Source organism: Pseudomonas mendocina (genome assembly GCA_037482215.1).
In the GTDB taxonomy this organism is placed as follows: Bacteria; Pseudomonadota; Gammaproteobacteria; order Pseudomonadales; family Pseudomonadaceae; genus Aquipseudomonas; species Aquipseudomonas mendocina_E.
In genome coordinates this window covers 1,722,246-1,738,865 of the sequence record CP148074.1, presented here as the reverse complement: position 1 = coordinate 1,738,865, position 16,620 = coordinate 1,722,246, and the positions used below count along the sequence as shown (strand labels likewise).

Here is a 16,620-nt window from a genome sequence, read left to right as displayed (position 1 = left end):
ACGACTATGCCGGGACCATAATGGCCCCGGCATATCAGACTCAGGCCTTGTTGACCGGAGTCTCTGGGTACCATACGTCCAGTAGCGGGCTGACAGTGATCTCAGTCAGTTCGCTACGGCCTTTCAGCCAGCTCTCAACAGCAGCGCGCTGCTCTTCGTTGACCGAGCCACGCTTGCCCAGGCAAACCAGACCGAAGTCATCACCACCAACATAAGCCAGACCGTTGGCTTCCATCGCTTCGCTCAGGAAGGCATCTAGAAAGGCATCAATTGCCTCTTCACTCAGGTCTTCTTTGAAGTTCAGATTCAGCTCAAAACCCAGCTCCTGGAATTCATCCACACAGAGTTTTTTGCGCAGACGGCGGGAACGGTTAGTAGCCATGGAACAATCCTCAGAAGTAATTACGGGTCGCACTCTAACAGGTTCGCCGGCAAAGTGCCTCCCTGGGCTGTTAATAACGCTCGATCGACAACCGCCGAAATGCCTGCCTTACGGCGAGTTTTAACCTATCTCGTAGCCTGTATTCGGGCATAATCAGCACAGATCATTCAGGAGTCCGCGGTCACACACCGCGCCTGCCTTAATCAGCTGGAGACTAGCTGCCCATGATGAAAACGCTTCGCCGACTGGCCTTCGCCAGTTTGCTACTTCCTGTATGCCTTCCCCTGGCCGCAGCCGATACTCTGCTCTCTAACAAAGTTCAACAAGCTCTGAAAGCTAATAAGATCAGCAGCCAATCCCTTTCCATCGCTGCTATCCCACTCGACGGCCCAGGCAACAGCGCGTTCTACAACGCTGATGTTTCAGTAAACCCAGCCTCTACCATGAAGCTGGTAACCACCTTCGCCGCGCTTGAGCTGCTTGGCCCAAACTATCAGTGGAAGACTGAGTTCTATACCGATGGCACACTGCGTAACGGAGTGCTCAGCGGTAACCTGTATTTGAAAGGCGGCGGTGACCCCAAACTCAACATGGAGAAGCTCTGGTTACTGATGCGTGACCTGAGAGCCAACGGCGTTCAGCAAATTCACGGCGACCTGATTCTCGATCGCAACTACTTTGCCCAACCTCAGCACACCGAATTCAACGACGACGGTGGCGACGCATATAAGCCGTTCCTCGTGCCACCAGACTCACTCATGGTGAACCTCAAAGCCCTGCGCTTTATCACACGAACCGAGGGTGGAAAAGTCTACGTAGCCGCCGAGCCGCCAATTGCCTCGATCCAAATAGACAACCAAGTCAAGCCGCTACCGGCAGCCAAATGTCCTGGCTGGCCCGATGTGCGTTATAGCCCTGTGACCGACTTGAACGGCACCCGCGTAGTTGTTTCTGGCCAATTGGCTGAGGGTTGCAGTTCCCAGACCTACATCGCGCTGCTTGACCATCCTAGCTACGCCGCTGGCGTCATCCGCAGTACATGGCAAGAGCTGGGTGGCACCATCTCTGGCCAGAATCGACTGGGTGTTGTACCAGACAAAGCGCGCCTGTTGGCCCGGGCATACTCGCCAGACCTTGCCGAAGTTATTCGCGACATCAACAAATACAGCAACAACACCATGGCCAAGCAGGTCTTCCTCAGTATCGGGGCACACTACCGTACCAGCACCGATACCGACGACAGCATGGCCGCACAACGGGCCATACGCAGTTGGCTGGCCCGCAAAGGCATCAACGCCTCGCACTTGGTCATGGAGAACGGTTCAGGCCTGTCACGAGCAGAGCGAGTCAGTGCCCGCGAACTCGCGCAACTGCTGCAAGCGGCCTGGAAAAGCCCCTACGCTGCAGAGTTCATGGCATCCCTCCCCTTGGCTGGCATGGACGGCACTATGCGACGGCGATTGCAAAATAGTCCGCTCAAGGGAGAGGCTAGAATCAAAACAGGCACCCTAAACAACGTTCGCGCAATTGCCGGCTTCAGCCGTGACAGCAATGGCAAAACCTGGGCAGTAGTGAGCATTCTGAATGACCCACGGCCGTGGGGGGCTTCTTCGATTCTGGATCAGGTACTGCTGGACCTGCACCGTCAGCCCAAGATTAACGCCGCGCGCTAGCAAGCATCTGCGTCGTGTCGACAACACGACGCAGACTCCGGAGATATTGTTGTGCTGATTCCGCATCACTTGCTCGAACCCGAAACCTTAACCCGCCTTATAGAAGACTTCGTCACCCGGGATGGAACCGATAATGGCGATGAAACACCGCTGACGACCCGTACAGAGCGCGTACGCCGCGCCCTTGAACGCGGAGAAGCCGTGATCATCTTCGATCCGGAAAGCCAGCAGTGCCAACTGGCCTTGAAACGTGATGTTCCAAAAGAGTGGCTAGCGGCATTGCAGGAATCTCTAGACGAATAAATCAGCACATGGCCGTCAGCATCCCGCCCCTAGGCTGCTGACGGCTCTTATACAAACATCCAGCCTCTGCAATAACTCAGGAATAGGTGCTAAGAAAGATCACTTGGTACGAGGCGCTCGCATTTTATTAGCCATTGCAGTCATCTCGTCATAGATCATCTGTGGGTTTTTCTGCTTAATTTCCCACGCCATCCGCCCTTGCTCATGTGGCAGGATCATGAATTGACCTTTAGCCACATCCTGATAGATGTAGTCAGCAATGTCTGCGGCACTGATGGGGGAACTCTCAAGCAGTTTACCCACCTGAGCCTTCATCTCTGGCGTAGGCCCACGGAAAGAATCCAATAGGTTTGTCTGGAAGAATGACGGACACACCACATGCACATTCACTTCCTGCATCTTCAGCTCAGCCAAAAGGCTTTCAGAAAGCGCCACAACACCGGCTTTAGCAACGTTATAGTTGCTCATGGCCGGTCCCTGCATCAGAGCAGCCATCGAAGCGATATTGATAATCTTGCCTTTGCTCTTGAGCAGTTGTGGCAAAAACGCCTTGCAGCCTTTCACCACACCCATCAGGTTTATACCAATTTGCCAGTCCCAATCCTCTAAGGACAGCTCACTGAAGAAACCGCCAGATGCAACACCTGCGTTATTGACGATGATATCTATACCGCCAAACTTTTCTTCGCAGGCTTGAGCCAAAGCAGTCAGCTGACTGAAATCTCTGACATCACAACGCTGGATAAAACCGTCACCACCGGCCTCGCGGACTTTCTGCAATGTCTCGACAAGTCCAGGCTCATTTACATCCGATAGAGCCAGCTGCCAGCCTTCACGAGCCCAGCGTAAGGCGATCTCGCGCCCTAATCCTGAGCCCGCACCGGTGATCATCATGCGATTGTGCATAGCGGAGTTCCCTCTAACGGTTAGTGTTCATAGCATTGTAATCAGCCGATCGCGCAATCTACCCACCATCAAAACGCTGAATAGCAGCAGCTAATACAAAGCAAATGTTCTTCTCTCGAGGGCAATTCCATGATCGTCACAAACAAAAAGAGGCCGGAAATCCGGCCTCTTTGAAGCACTTAATTCACGGATATTTTTTCGCGGTTTTTCTCAAGCAGAGCCTCGCCAATTCCCTTCACTTCCAAGAGCTCTTCGACGGACTCAAAATTTCCGTTTTGCTCACGATAGCTCACAATGGCTTGTGCCTTAACCGCGCCTACACCTGACAACTCCCGCTGCAAAACTTCTGCATTTGCCGTATTGAGATTAATCTTTGAAACAGCCACAACAGGCTGACTGCTCTCCGATGGCGCTTTTGGGGATAGGGCTTCTGCAGCACAGACAGCAGAAGCTGTAACAGCAGCACACAGAGCGAAAGCAATTGATACGATCATCTTTCTCATAGCTGAATCCTTTCAAAGTTTCTGGGAGTGAGTATTCAACTCACGCCCAGACACTAATCCACTGCCATGGAGAGTCAAAAAAGAGAAAGATTAAAAATCCAAAGCATCACAATTCTTTAATTAACACAGGACATTATGCCAATACCGGCACAACCATGATCTTTTAAGAGAACTCTGAATACTATACATTTGATTTCAAAAACCGCAAAAATAGATCAAAGATCATTCAATACGGATGTTCTTTTGTCTATAGGTCAGATCTGCAATGCTTGCCTCAGGCGTATACCCGGTTACCATATCAACCAACGACAAACGCAATTTCTGGTAATCCTCCCGATCAACTGCCTCAAGCAATTCAGCTAACTTTGACTTAAATGTACCCCAAGGAAGGTACTCCTCGTTAGCCTTCATAATCATCGAATGCTCTGTAGCAGAAACATCTTCACCAATTAAAAGTTCTTCATAAAGCTTTTCACCAGGGCGCAACCCCGTAAACTTAATCTCGATATCACCGGCGGGATTTTCATCTGATCGGACGCATAAGCCTGAGTACTGAACCATCTTTTCAGCCAAACCGAGAATTCTCACAGGCTCTCCCATATTAAGAACGAATACGTCTCCCCCCTCCCCCATTGATCCCGCTTGTATAACCAACTGCGCAGCTTCCGGTATCGTCATAAAGTAACGTGTGATCTCAGGATGCGTAACAGTAACCGGGCCACCTGCTTTAATTTGTTGGCGAAAAAGAGGTATCACCGAACCTGAAGAACCCAGTACGTTACCAAAGCGAACCATGGTGAAGCGCGTCTTGTTAACATGAGATATGTTAGATGGGTCGCCAAAGAGCGTGGGAGCCAACTCCCGACTCAATGCCTGCAGAACCATTTCAGCTAAACGCTTGGTAGTCCCCATGATGTTGGTAGGCCGAACAGCTTTATCAGTCGAGATGAGAACAAAATTTTCCACTCCAGCACAAAGTGCAGCCTGAGCGGTATATAAAGTCCCCATCACGTTATTGAGAACACCCTCAGCGATGTTCTGTTCAACGATGGGTACCTGTTTATAGGCTGCAGCGTGATAGAGCGTTTGAACCCGCCACGTCTTCATCACATCCAATAATTTCTTCGAATTACTGACAGATCCCAGAATGGGAACCAGCTGAACTTCGGAAAATGAAGCGATTACGAGCTGCTCCAACTCCTTGTGGATACTGTAGAGATTGAACTCACTGTGCTCATATAAAACTATAAGCCGAGGCTCTAGTGCTAAGATTTGGCGGCATAGTTCAGAACCAATCGAACCTCCGGCCCCCGTGACCATAACTGCTTTGTCAGTAACACAACTTCTGAGCAGACTAGGTGAAGCTGGAACGGAGTCACGGCCCAGCAAATCCGCAATATCAACTTCCCTTATGTCTTCAACTTTAACCTTTCCACTAGCCAAGTCTGTCAAGTCAGGAACACTTCGTACGTGCAAAGGAAAGCGCTCCAGCACACTCAGTATTTCATGGCGGCGACTACGGGATATTGAAGGTAAAGCCAGAAGAACTTCCTGCGCCCCAGTTGTAGCCATCATTGCCTCAATTCCACTAGGTTTATAGACATGCAGCCCAGCAATAGTGCGATTGGCAATACTGGGATCATCATCAATAAACGCAACTGGCTTCAAAAAGCGCCCCATTCTCAGCGCGGCCACCAGTTGATTACCGGCAACCCCTGCACCATAGATAGCGACCTTGCGCTCCTGAAAGTCCATACTGTCCAGTAGTGCATTGGGTGACGCAGTAAACCAATCCCCCATAAAATACTGGCGCATACATAAACGCAGCCCACCAATGATTACAAGTGCCAAAAACCAATAATTGAAAATGACAGACCGGGGTATCGGCTGGTCGCTGGACTCGAAGAAATAAGCAATTACGGCCAACATCAGAGAAGATAAAGTAACAGCCTTTATGATTGCGATGAGTGCATCATTACCAAAATACCGCATAACTGCACGATACATCCCCAACCTAATAAATAAAGGAATTGATACCACTGGCGCTAGTATAAATAGCCAAGCATATTTGAAAGGTGGACCGAATAAATCAGCAGCCCCAAGACGAACTATAAACGCAAGCCATAACGCCATCCAGACCAAAACAATATCCGTCGCCACCTGCAAAATACGCTTTTTGCTTTTCGGCATAGCCAAAAGACTTTTTTTAAACCTGTCCATAAATCTTATTATTCTCCATTGGTGGTACACATCTCTTGCCAAGCACAATCGCATAACACCTGGTATAGCTCTACCTATCCGATAGCAAGAATTGGCTATGCAGCTTTTTCTCCTGCCCCCCAGATGTAAACCAACATTAGAATGGATATGAAAGATATAGTCAGCGCTACCAGAGGATCACAGATTTTGAGCACAACCAATAAGCACAGAGGGAACAAATAAAGCGCATTGATAGACAACACAACTAAGCTAACCACTTTATGTCCGTAGATATGAGCAGCTTTCTGGTACGCATGGGTACGATGGGGCTCATAAAACCGATCCCCGCGGATCATCCTTCGTAGCAGCGTATACGTTGCATCTACGATAAATACCGACAGCATTATTAACCAGCAGTAGAGCAATACAGGGTCGCTCTGCCCTGCATGCAGGGCAAGAATGCCAAGACTGAATCCGAGAAAACCACTACCCACATCCCCCATAAAGACCCTTGCCGGAGGAAAGTTCCACACAAGAAACCCCATAACAGAGGAGGCAAGCAGTACAGGCACATTGACAAGATGCTCCGCCTCAGAGACTAAGTAAATACCGCCCATCGCCAAACAAACACTGATCGCTTCGATGGAGGCTAGCCCATCAATACCGTCCATAAAGTTGTACAGATTAAGAAGCCACACTAGAAAGCAGAGAGCAAGAAGCCAGGACAGCCAGCCTTCAATGATCACTACTCCAGCAACATCAAGAACTGGTAGCTCACCAAGACAATAAAGAGAAAACACAGCTACTAGAAAATGTCCGAGTAGACGCCACCGAGCCGGCACCGAGGAATGATCATCTACAAAGCCAATCAATGCCACACCGCCCCCTGCAACGATCAGCACCCAAACCAACTTATGTATGGTTGGATCCGTTGCGAGGCAGACGAACAGCGCGAGAGAAAAAGCAATAACAAAACCCACACCACCACCGCGTGGTGTGGGCAGAGTATGTGAGCTACGCTCATTCGGCATATCCATCATTCGCTTGCTAAGCGCATAACGAAAAGCCAAACGAGTAAAAATACAAGAAACAATCAGAACAGTGGCCATGAGCCACAAAACTGTCATCTAGCGGCTGCTCCACAATCACATTTTCATTGATCTGCAGTTTCTACTGATGCGGCCAATCAAGCAAACACTGATGGCCTCAGAGTGTATGAAGGTCTCATTAACTCAAATCATCTACTGCTCAGACTCGTTCAGTAGCTTTAGCAGGTACTGCCCATAGCCCGTTTTCTTCATCGACGCTGCCTGGGCAAGCACTTGATCAGCAGTAATCCAGCCGTTGTTAAAGGCAATTTCTTCAAGACATGCGACCTTCAGGCCCTGCCGATGTTCGATGGTATGGACAAAATGACTGGCCTGTAAGAGCGACTCATGTGTTCCAGTATCTAGCCAAGCAAATCCACGACCTAGAAGCTCGACATTTAGGGCGTTCTGCTCGAGGTATGCGCGATTCACATCTGTTATTTCAAGTTCACCACGCGCAGAAGGCTTGATTGCCTTAGCGATATCGATTACTTGATTGTCATAGAAATATAATCCTGTAACCGCATAATTGGACTTTGGGTTTATTGGCTTCTCTTCAATGCTCAAGGCCTGACCCTTAGCATCAAATTCCACAACACCAAATCGCTCTGGGTCAGAAACGTGATAACCGAACACCGTTGCGCCATGCTGTTTTTCTCCCGCAGAGCGCAGGTAATCTGAAAAATGCTGCCCGTAGAAAATGTTGTCACCTAGAATGAGGCTGCACGGATCATTGCCGATAAACTCTTCACCAATGATAAAGGCTTGGGCTAGCCCATCAGGGCTGGGTTGGACGGCATAACTCAGCTTGATACCAAATTGGCTGCCGTCTCCTAATAGACGGCGAAATCCTGGTAAATCTTCTGGGGTAGAAATCACCAAAACTTCACGCATACCCGCCAGCATTAGTACTGACAGCGGATAATAAATCATAGGTTTGTCATAAATAGGCAGCATCTGTTTCGACACACCCAGCGTCAAAGGGTGTAATCGAGTACCCGAACCACCTGCCAGTATGATTCCTTTACGATTCGCTAAGGTCATTTCTTCAGTACTTCCATAAGCATGCGAGTTACACCAACTTGCCAATCCGGCAAATGAATTGAAAAAGCGTCCCGCAGTTTTTGAGTGTTTAAGCGCGAGTTATGCGGCCGAGCGGCTGGTGTGGGATATTCAGAGGTTGCAATGGGATAAATCGTTTGAACTTTTAGCGGTATATCCAACTTCTTGGCGGTCTGGACAATATGATTCGCATAGCCATACCAAGAAACCTCTCCAGCAGCAGCAAGATGATAAGTACCTGACAGATCAGGATTCTTCATTGCTTGAGTAAGAGCAAGTGCAGTGACATCTGCAATAAGCTCGGCACCTGTTGGTGCACCTATCTGGTCGGCAATGATATTCAGCGATTCACGCTCGCCGGCCAAACGCAAAATTGTTTTGGCGAAGTTCGACCCACGGGCCGCATAAACCCAACAGGTACGAAAAATAAGATACTTACAGTCCGACGCAATGATGGCCTGCTCACCAGCTAATTTGCTTGCGCCATATTGATTCAATGGATCTACATGGTCCGACTCAACCCATGGGGTGTTCCCGGCTCCGTTAAAAACATAATCCGTCGAGTAATGAACCAACCAAGCACCTAAAGCGCAGGCCTCCTCGGCAAGCACCTGGCAGGCCTTTGCATTTACCTGATAAGCAAGATCCGGTTCAGACTCTGCCTTATCAACTGCTGTGTAGGCAGCAGCATTGACGATAATCTCAGGCTGCACGTGCCGAACCGTGTCGCGAAGACGATCAGAATCACTCAGATCACCACACAGTAAGCCAACTGGCTGTCGATCGAGCGCAACCAGCTCCCCCAGCGCGGTAAGGGATCGCTGCAGTTCCCATCCAACCTGACCGCCCTTACCTAGTAGTAGAATTTTCATGGGCGCTTGTCACGCTGAGAATAATTCTGCTCCATCCAGTTTTGGTAACTACCACTCTTAACGTGAGCAACCCATTCTGCGTTAGATAGATACCAAGCTACTGTCTTGCGAATTCCGGACTCAAACGTCTCATCCGGGGTCCAACCCAATTCACGCTGAATCTTGCTTGCATCAATCGCATAGCGCAGGTCGTGACCTGGACGATCCTGTACATGGGTTATCAATTGAGCATGTGGCCGATAGGGCGAATCAGGTAGCAATTCATCAAGAAGCTTACAGAGTGTATGGACAACCTCAATATTCTGCTTCTCGTTATGGCCACCAATATTATAAGTTTCGCCCACCACCCCCTCGGTAACGACCTTATACAATGCCCGTGCATGGTCTTCTACATACAGCCAATCACGAATCTGATCACCCTTGCCGTATACAGGCAAAGGTTTACCCTCTACCGCGTTAAGAATCATCAGTGGTATCAATTTTTCGGGGAAATGATATGGCCCGTAGTTATTGGAACAGTTTGTAACCAAGACCGGCAGACCATATGTCCGCGCCCAGGCTCTCACCAAATGATCAGAACTGGCTTTACTCGCAGAGTAGGGCGAACTGGGCTGATATGGCGTAGTTTCAGTGAATAAGTCCTCTGGCCCCTCCAGATCACCATACACTTCATCAGTAGAAACATGGTGGAAGCGGAATGCAGATTTGCGCTCATCACTCAAACAGGACCAATAATTCCGGCTGGCCTCAAGCAAGGTATATGTACCAATAATATTGGTCTGGATAAATTCTGACGGTCCACTGATTGAGCGATCAACATGGGACTCCGCAGCCAAATGCATAATCGCATCAGGTTGATATTCCTGCATGATTCTGTCGATTTCAGCACGATCACAGATATCGACCTTTTCAAACGAATAACGGGGGCTATGCTCTACAGAAAGCAATGACTCTAGGTTGCCTGCATAGGTTAATTTATCAACGTTTATGACATAGTCACTTGTGTGATCAATGATGTGTCGAATAACTGCTGAGCCAATAAACCCTGCCCCACCGGTAACCAGTATTTTCACTCGATTGCCTACGTATAAAATAAATGAACGACCGCCAGACAATCCATTGAATCTGGTGATGTCTTTTAGTTTAAACAATTCTATTGATGTTGATGACGCAGTGATACCTAATTACACAAACGGCTCACAACTAGCTCTACAGCAGCCCACGATTATGCCAAGAGCACTTTAATCTAGATTTGCGGAACAGTAACAGAACGATGGCTGCTCACGCACAGGGTGCAAGAGGAAGCCTATCAAGCTTCCTCTTCTTCATTGACCCTGTCGCGCAGCTCCTTACCAGGCTTGAAATGAGGGACGTACTTACCATCAAGCCTTACCGAGTCACCCGTCTTTGGATTGCGACCGATGCGTGGAGCTCGATAATGAAGTGAAAAGCTCCCGAAACCGCGAATTTCAATGCGGTCACCTGTAGAGAGCGCCTGGGACATCTGCTCAAGCATCGTTTTGATTGCCAACTCGACATCTTTAGACGAGAGCTGTCCCTGCTGGGAGACTATGCGCTCGATCAACTCCGACTTGGTCATGATTTTCCCTTCTTTTTCAAGCGGCTAGATCACTAGGTAAGTTGTTTTTAGCATGCCTGATCGGATTTGAACAGCCTATAAAACAATGTGTTATAAAATTTCAAGCACAAAAAAGGGCGACCGAAGTCGCCCTTTTCAGAAGATAACCCGAACTTAGTTCTGGTTTTCCATCTGCGCACGGATCAGATCACCAATGGTGGTCGGACCAGCAGTTTCAACTTCCTGCTTACGCATTTCTTTGATGGCTTCTTTTTCGTCTTCAACGTCTTTCGACTTGATCGACAAGCTGATTACGCGGCTCTTACGATCAACGCTGATGATCTTAGCTTCAACTTCTTCGCCTTCTTTCAGCACGTTACGAGCGTCTTCAACGCGGTCACGGCTGATTTCGGAGGCTTTCAGAGTGGCTTCGATACCATCAGCCAGAGTGATTACAGCACCCTTAGCGTCGACTTCTTTGACAGTACCGCGAACGATAGTGCCTTTGTCGTTAACAGCAACGTAGTCGGAGAACGGATCTTCTTCCAGTTGCTTGATACCCAGGGAGATGCGCTCACGCTCTGGATCTACGGACAGGATAACAGTTTCCAGCTCGTCGCCTTTCTTGAAGCGGCGTACAGCTTCTTCGCCTACTTCGTTCCAGGAGATGTCGGACAGGTGAACAAGGCCGTCGATGCCGCCATCCAGACCAATGAAGATACCGAAATCGGTGATCGACTTGATGGTGCCGGAGATTTTGTCACCCTTGTTGAACTGGCCGGAGAAATCTTCCCATGGGTTGGTTTTGCACTGCTTGATACCCAGGGAAATACGACGACGCTCTTCGTCGATATCCAGAACCATAACTTCAACTTCGTCGCCAACGTTAACGACTTTGGAAGGATGGATGTTCTTGTTGGTCCAATCCATTTCGGATACGTGAACCAGACCTTCAACACCCTCTTCCAGCTCGGCGAAGCAGCCGTAATCGGTCAGGTTGGTTACGCGTGCAGTAACGCGGGTGTTTTCTGGGTAACGTGCCTTGATAGCAACCCATGGGTCTTCACCCAGCTGCTTGAGGCCCAGAGAAACACGATTGCGCTCGCGATCGTACTTGAGGATTTTAACGTCGATTTCGTCACCAACGTTGACGATTTCGGAAGGATGCTTGATGCGCTTCCAAGCCATGTCGGTGATGTGCAGCAAGCCGTCGACGCCACCCAGATCCACGAACGCGCCGTAGTCGGTGAGGTTCTTGACGATACCTTTGACTTGCTGACCTTCCTGCAGGGATTCCAGCAGAGCTTCGCGCTCGGCGCTGTTCTCGGCTTCCAGAACACTGCGACGAGAAACGACAACGTTGTTGCGCTTCTGGTCCAGCTTGATAACTTTGAACTCGAGTTCTTTGCCTTCCAGGTGAGTGGTATCACGCACCGGACGGACATCTACCAGGGAACCTGGCAGGAACGCACGGATGCCGTTAACGTCGACAGTGAAGCCGCCTTTAACCTTACCGTTGATAACGCCCTTAACCACTTCCTCAGCGGCGAAAGCTGCTTCCAGAACAATCCAGCACTCGGCACGTTTGGCTTTTTCACGGGACAGTTTGGTTTCACCGAAACCATCTTCAACCGCGTCCAGAGCAACGTGAACTTCGTCACCGACATTGATAGTCAACTCGCCAGCTTCGTTCTGGAACTGCTCCAGAGGAATCAGGCCTTCGGACTTCAGACCAGCGTGAACAGTTACCCAACCAGCTTGGTAATCGATGTCCACGATGATAGCGGTGATGATCGAGCCTGCCTGAAGGTTCAGGGTTTGTAGGCTTTCTTCAAACAGTTCAGCAAAGCTTTCGCTCATTTTAATTCCTGTAAATTTAGGGCAGGGAATCCGCCCAAACCACATTCCAGACAATGTGGGTACGTTCATATATAAAGAGGCTTGCGAGACAATGACTGGATTCTCGAAAACCTCTCGGCGAGCCGATCAACTTAATGCAATTGAGGCCCTGTCATTCCACAAGATCGCGATTTGCGGCCTCATGAAGAATTCGTTCAAGCACTTGCTCGATGGTCAACTCAGTGGAATCCAGCAAAATTGCATCAGCCGCTGGCTTGAGTGGGGCCACTGCACGCTGGGTATCGCGCTCATCGCGCGCCTGAATCTCTTCGAGAAGACTCGCGAGATTAACATCATCTCCCTTTGCCTTCAACTGTAAGTACCGACGACGCGCCCTTTCCTCAGCACTAGCGGTCAGAAATATCTTCAGCGGCGCATCCGGGAACACCACAGTCCCCATGTCGCGTCCATCCGCCACAAGCCCAGGCATTTCCAGAAAAGCCTTCTGCCGCTGTAACAATGCATCCCGCACAGCAGGCAGTGATGCGACCTGAGAAGCCCCGGCCCCCACCTGCTCATTACGAATCAGACTAGTGACCTCTTCGCCCTCCAGGATAATGCGCTGCTCCTGACCATCACCAGCCGCCACAAACTGCACATCAAGATGCGCAGCCAGTAACTTCAAAGCCTCTTCATTGGTCAGGTCGATTCGATGGTTACCCGCCGCAAAGGCCAGCAAACGGTAAAGTGCGCCAGAATCCAACAGATTCCAGCCCATTTTTCTTGCCAGCAACCCAGCGACGGTGCCTTTGCCTGATCCACTTGGGCCATCAATGGTGATGACTGGAGCAACAATCATGCCTTGCCCTCTTCAGCGACCCGAATACCGACCTGCGCCGACAACGCTAGGAAGTTCGGGAACGAGGTTGCCACGTTAGCGCAATCATGTATGCGGATTGGCGCAGTCGCGCGCAGCGAGGCGATACTGAATGACATGGCAATACGGTGATCACCATGCCCCCAGACTTCACCACCACCAATGCTGCCGCCTTCAATAATAATACCGTCTGGAGTCGGCTCAGCCTTCACGCCCAGAGCGATCAGACCATCAGCCATCACCTGGATACGATCCGACTCCTTCACCCGCAGTTCAGCAGCACCGCGCAGGACGGTACGCCCTTCCGCAACAGCAGCCGCAACGAACAGCACCGGGAATTCGTCGATCGCCAACGGGACCAGATCCTCAGGAATGTCGATTCCTTTGAGTTTGGCGCTGCGCACGCGAATATCTGCCACCGGCTCGCCGCCAACTTCACGCTGATTTTCTAGAGTGATATCGCCGCCCATGAGCTTGAGGATGTCAATAACACCAGTACGTGTCGGGTTGATTCCCACATGCTCCAAGACCAACTCCGAGTTCTCAGCAATGCTCGCTGCCACTAGGAAGAATGCAGCCGAGGAGATATCCGCCGGAACCTCAATATGAGTCGCAGTCAGCTTATGCCCTGACTCGACACTTGCAGTACTGCCCGACACCTCGACCGGATAACCAAAACCTCGCAGCATACGCTCGGTATGATCGCGCGTAGGTGCCGGCTCAGTTACCGCCGTGCGACCGGCCGCATAGAGACCAGCCAGCAGCAGGCAAGACTTAACCTGAGCACTGGCCATTGGCATCTCGTACTCCATACCGGTCAGGCGCTGGCCACCCTTAATGGTCAGCGGCGGACGCCCCTCAGGCCCCGTTTCAATGACCGCCCCCATTTCGCGCAACGGCTTGGCTACGCGATTCATAGGACGCTTGGACAGCGACGCATCACCGGTCAGGGTGGTATCAAAAGGCTGCGCAGCTAAAAGACCAGAGAGCAGGCGCATAGAAGTCCCTGAGTTCCCCATATATAACGGGCCGGCCGGAGCCTTAAGACCATTCAAGCCAACGCCGTGGATCGTGACGCGACCATGATGCGGCCCTTCAATCACCACCCCCATGTCGCGGAACGCTTGCAACGTAGCCAGCGCATCCTCGCCCTCCAAAAAGCCCTCTACGCGGGTAACGCCTTCGGCCAGCGACCCCAGCATGATGGAGCGATGAGAGATGGATTTGTCACCCGGTACGCGGATTCGACCGGATATAGAGCCACCAGGGTTTGCCAGAAAAATCAGATCATTCGCGTGCATAGCGTCCACATAAGCCCGACGGGCCAGAATTTTGCCGAAATGCTCACGGGCAACCCGAGCGCGAGTAAATACGCCCAGAAGTTGATGCCCATCCCCTGCTTCAACCGCGTCGCGCAAAGCGTCGAGATCGTCGCGAAATACATCCAGCGTGCGCAGCACCGCCTCACGGTTAGCGAGGAAGATGTCATGCCACATCACCGGATCACTGCCGGCAATTCGCGTGAAATCACGAAAACCGCCAGCAGCGTAACGAAAGATTTCAAGGTTCTCACTGCGCTTGGCCAGCGAGTCAACCAAGGTAAAAGCTAACAGATGCGGTAGATGGCTAGTTGCCGCAAGCACCTCATCGTGGTGCTCAACGTCCATATGCTCGACATCAGCCCCCAAGGCACGCCACAAACCATCGACCAACTGCAAAGCGGAATCGTCACTGAACTCACATGGCGTCAAGATAACTTTATGCCGACGGAATAGTTGAGCATTGGCCGCTTCAACACCACTCTGCTCAGAGCCAGCAATAGGATGACCAGGAACAAAGCGCACATCATTGCCAGTAAAACAACGGCGCGCAGCCCGGACGACATTGCCCTTAGCACTGCCCACATCCGTTAACACAGCGCCACCCAGATCAAGCTTGACCAGCTCAGCCAGGAGCTTTTCCATGGCCAGAATCGGCACAGCTAGCTGGATCACAGCTGCGCCTTTACAAGCTAGTTCAAGATCGGTTTCGCAACGGTCCACAACGCCCAGTTCAACCGCCAGTCGGCGCGATTCTGCATCCAGATCAACGCCAACCACCTCATCAAAGAGGCCGAGCTCACGCAGTCCTTTGGCAAAGGAACCGCCAATAAGACCCAGCCCAACCACCACTAGGCGGCCAAGCTTAGGAGTAGCAGATTGCACTTGAGTTACAGCAACATCAGAATCACTCACGCGCTCAACACCTTGGCCAACGCTTCAAGGAAGCGGGCATTCTCTGCTGGCAAACCAATCGAAACGCGTAGAAAGTTGGGCATACCGTAACCTGCAACCGGTCGCACAATCACACCTTCGCGCAACAGCGCTTGGTTGATGGCTGCAGTATCACGACCAAAATCCACGGCAATAAAGTTGCCCTTCGATGGAATCCAGCTCAGCCCCAGCTCACGCAACCCCGCCTCAAGCTGCGCCATACCTGCATCATTCAGCTCACGGCTCTTTTGCATGTACTGCGCGTCATCCAGCGCAGCGCACGCCGCAGCCAATGCCAGACTGTTGACGTTGAAAGGCTGGCGCACTCGGTTCAGCACGTCAGCAATTTGCGCCGAGCTCAGGGCATAGCCAACGCGCAGCGAAGCAAGGCCGTAGGCCTTTGAGAACGTGCGCGAAACCAGCAAGTTATCGTAGCGAGCCAGGTATTTGAGGCCATCCGGCAGCTCGTCACCTTCAGCAAACTCGATATACGCCTCATCCAGAACCACGAGAACATCCTTCGGCACTTTAGAAAGGAAAGTCTCCAGTGCATCAGGACCAAACCAGGTACCAGTCGGGTTATTCGGGTTGGCGATGAACACGACACGGGTGTTCGAGTCGATTGCCGCAAGCATGGCCTCAAGGTCATGGCCATAGTCTTTTGCCGGGACCACTTTCGCCTGGGCACCAACAGCCTGGGTCGCAATCGGATAGACCGCAAAAGCGTATTGACTGAACACAGCATTAACGCCCGGCGCCAAATAAGCACGCGCCACCAGATCAAGAATATCGTTGGAGCCATTGCCCAGCGTGACCTGATCAATGCCTACCCCACAGCGAGCAGCCAAGCGGCTCTTCAGCTCAAAACCATTGCCATCCGGGTAGCGGGTTAGCTCGGCCAGCTCCGCACGAATAGCCTCAAGCACTTTCGGGCTCGGGCCCAGCGGGTTTTCATTACTCGCCAGTTTAACGATCCCAGCAGGATCAAGATTCAACTCACGGGCCAGCTCATCGACAGGCTTACCCGGAACATAAGGGGACAGTTGCTGCACGCCCGGCTGAGCCAGGGCAAGAAAATCAGTCAT

The 16,620-nt window shown here is 51.0% G+C and carries 15 protein-coding genes; 2 read left to right on the top strand and 13 right to left on the bottom strand.

Annotated elements, in window-relative coordinates; translation table 11 throughout:
- Positions 1 to 40 precede the first annotated feature (40 nt).
- Positions 41 to 382, bottom strand: coding sequence for a YggL family protein (locus WG219_07855; protein ID WXL27357.1), 342 nt, complete (start codon positions 380 to 382; stop codon positions 41 to 43).
- A gap of 224 nt (positions 383 to 606) precedes the next feature.
- On the opposite strand from WG219_07855, the gene dacB reads away from it, so the two are divergent.
- Positions 607 to 2,055: a D-alanyl-D-alanine carboxypeptidase/D-alanyl-D-alanine-endopeptidase gene (gene dacB / locus WG219_07850; GenBank protein WXL27356.1), complete on the top strand. Its 1,449-nt coding sequence runs from the start codon at positions 607 to 609 to the stop codon at positions 2,053 to 2,055.
- 51 nt (positions 2,056 to 2,106) lie between these two features.
- A complete protein-coding gene (locus tag WG219_07845) occupies positions 2,107 to 2,358 on the top strand; it encodes a YheU family protein (GenBank protein ID WXL27355.1) in 252 nt (83 codons plus the stop codon).
- Positions 2,359 to 2,457: 99 nt separating this feature from the next.
- Here the strand turns inward: WG219_07845 and WG219_07840 are convergent, their stop codons facing one another.
- From WG219_07840 to hisC, 12 genes are all read right to left on the bottom strand, one after another.
- Positions 2,458 to 3,264: an SDR family oxidoreductase gene (locus WG219_07840; protein WXL27354.1), complete on the bottom strand. Its 807-nt coding sequence runs from the start codon at positions 3,262 to 3,264 to the stop codon at positions 2,458 to 2,460.
- A 179-nt stretch (positions 3,265 to 3,443) separates the two neighbouring features.
- Positions 3,444 to 3,767, bottom strand: a complete 324-nt coding sequence (locus WG219_07835; protein WXL27353.1) for a helix-hairpin-helix domain-containing protein — start codon at positions 3,765 to 3,767, stop codon at positions 3,444 to 3,446.
- Positions 3,768 to 3,989: 222 nt separating this feature from the next.
- Positions 3,990 to 5,987 carry a nucleoside-diphosphate sugar epimerase/dehydratase gene (locus WG219_07830; protein ID WXL27352.1) on the bottom strand — a complete coding sequence of 666 codons (1,998 nt, stop codon included), beginning with the start codon at positions 5,985 to 5,987 and terminating at the stop codon, positions 3,990 to 3,992.
- 95 nt (positions 5,988 to 6,082) lie between these two features.
- Positions 6,083 to 7,093, bottom strand: coding sequence for a glycosyltransferase family 4 protein (locus WG219_07825; protein WXL27351.1), 1,011 nt, complete (start codon positions 7,091 to 7,093; stop codon positions 6,083 to 6,085).
- Positions 7,094 to 7,207: 114 nt separating this feature from the next.
- Positions 7,208 to 8,098: a glucose-1-phosphate thymidylyltransferase RfbA gene (gene rfbA / locus WG219_07820; protein WXL27350.1), complete on the bottom strand. Its 891-nt coding sequence runs from the start codon at positions 8,096 to 8,098 to the stop codon at positions 7,208 to 7,210.
- Positions 8,095 to 8,988 carry a dTDP-4-dehydrorhamnose reductase gene (rfbD, locus tag WG219_07815; protein ID WXL27349.1) on the bottom strand — a complete coding sequence of 298 codons (894 nt, stop codon included), beginning with the start codon at positions 8,986 to 8,988 and terminating at the stop codon, positions 8,095 to 8,097. Before rfbD ends, rfbA begins: the two co-directional genes overlap by 4 nt.
- The gene (gene rfbB, locus WG219_07810) at positions 8,985 to 10,061 is read right to left on the bottom strand and encodes a dTDP-glucose 4,6-dehydratase (protein WXL27348.1); all 1,077 of its coding nucleotides are present in this window, start codon (positions 10,059 to 10,061) and stop codon (positions 8,985 to 8,987) included. Before rfbB ends, rfbD begins: the two co-directional genes overlap by 4 nt.
- A 236-nt stretch (positions 10,062 to 10,297) precedes the next feature.
- Positions 10,298 to 10,588 carry an integration host factor subunit beta gene (ihfB, locus tag WG219_07805; protein WXL27347.1) on the bottom strand — a complete coding sequence of 97 codons (291 nt, stop codon included), beginning with the start codon at positions 10,586 to 10,588 and terminating at the stop codon, positions 10,298 to 10,300.
- A gap of 153 nt (positions 10,589 to 10,741) precedes the next feature.
- Positions 10,742 to 12,427, bottom strand: a complete 1,686-nt coding sequence (gene rpsA / locus WG219_07800) for a 30S ribosomal protein S1 (protein ID WXL27346.1) — start codon at positions 12,425 to 12,427, stop codon at positions 10,742 to 10,744.
- A 151-nt stretch (positions 12,428 to 12,578) separates the two neighbouring features.
- The gene (cmk, locus tag WG219_07795; GenBank protein WXL27345.1) at positions 12,579 to 13,265 is read right to left on the bottom strand and encodes a (d)CMP kinase; all 687 of its coding nucleotides are present in this window, start codon (positions 13,263 to 13,265) and stop codon (positions 12,579 to 12,581) included.
- Entirely contained in the window at positions 13,262 to 15,517 is a 2,256-nt protein-coding gene (locus tag WG219_07790) for a bifunctional prephenate dehydrogenase/3-phosphoshikimate 1-carboxyvinyltransferase (protein WXL27344.1), read from the bottom strand. Before WG219_07790 ends, cmk begins: the two co-directional genes overlap by 4 nt.
- Complete coding sequence (gene hisC / locus WG219_07785) at positions 15,514 to 16,620, bottom strand: histidinol-phosphate transaminase (GenBank protein ID WXL27343.1); 1,107 nt, start codon at positions 16,618 to 16,620, stop codon at positions 15,514 to 15,516. Before hisC ends, WG219_07790 begins: the two co-directional genes overlap by 4 nt.

Coding starts and splice junctions, on each gene's coding strand:
- WG219_07855 (WXL27357.1), bottom strand. CDS start 382: ATGGCTACTAACCGTTCCCGCCGTCTGCGCAAAAAACTCTGTGTGGAT.
- dacB (WXL27356.1), top strand. CDS start 607: ATGATGAAAACGCTTCGCCGACTGGCCTTCGCCAGTTTGCTACTTCCT.
- WG219_07840 (WXL27354.1), bottom strand. CDS start 3,264: ATGCACAATCGCATGATGATCACCGGTGCGGGCTCAGGATTAGGGCGC.
- WG219_07835 (WXL27353.1), bottom strand. CDS start 3,767: ATGAGAAAGATGATCGTATCAATTGCTTTCGCTCTGTGTGCTGCTGTT.
- WG219_07830 (WXL27352.1), bottom strand. CDS start 5,987: ATGGACAGGTTTAAAAAAAGTCTTTTGGCTATGCCGAAAAGCAAAAAG.
- WG219_07825 (WXL27351.1), bottom strand. CDS start 7,093: ATGACAGTTTTGTGGCTCATGGCCACTGTTCTGATTGTTTCTTGTATT.
- rfbA (WXL27350.1), bottom strand. CDS start 8,098: ATGACCTTAGCGAATCGTAAAGGAATCATACTGGCAGGTGGTTCGGGT.
- rfbD (WXL27349.1), bottom strand. CDS start 8,988: ATGAAAATTCTACTACTAGGTAAGGGCGGTCAGGTTGGATGGGAACTG.
- ihfB (WXL27347.1), bottom strand. CDS start 10,588: ATGACCAAGTCGGAGTTGATCGAGCGCATAGTCTCCCAGCAGGGACAG.
- rpsA (WXL27346.1), bottom strand. CDS start 12,427: ATGAGCGAAAGCTTTGCTGAACTGTTTGAAGAAAGCCTACAAACCCTG.
- cmk (WXL27345.1), bottom strand. CDS start 13,265: ATGATTGTTGCTCCAGTCATCACCATTGATGGCCCAAGTGGATCAGGC.
- hisC (WXL27343.1), bottom strand. CDS start 16,620: ATGACTGATTTTCTTGCCCTGGCTCAGCCGGGCGTGCAGCAACTGTCC.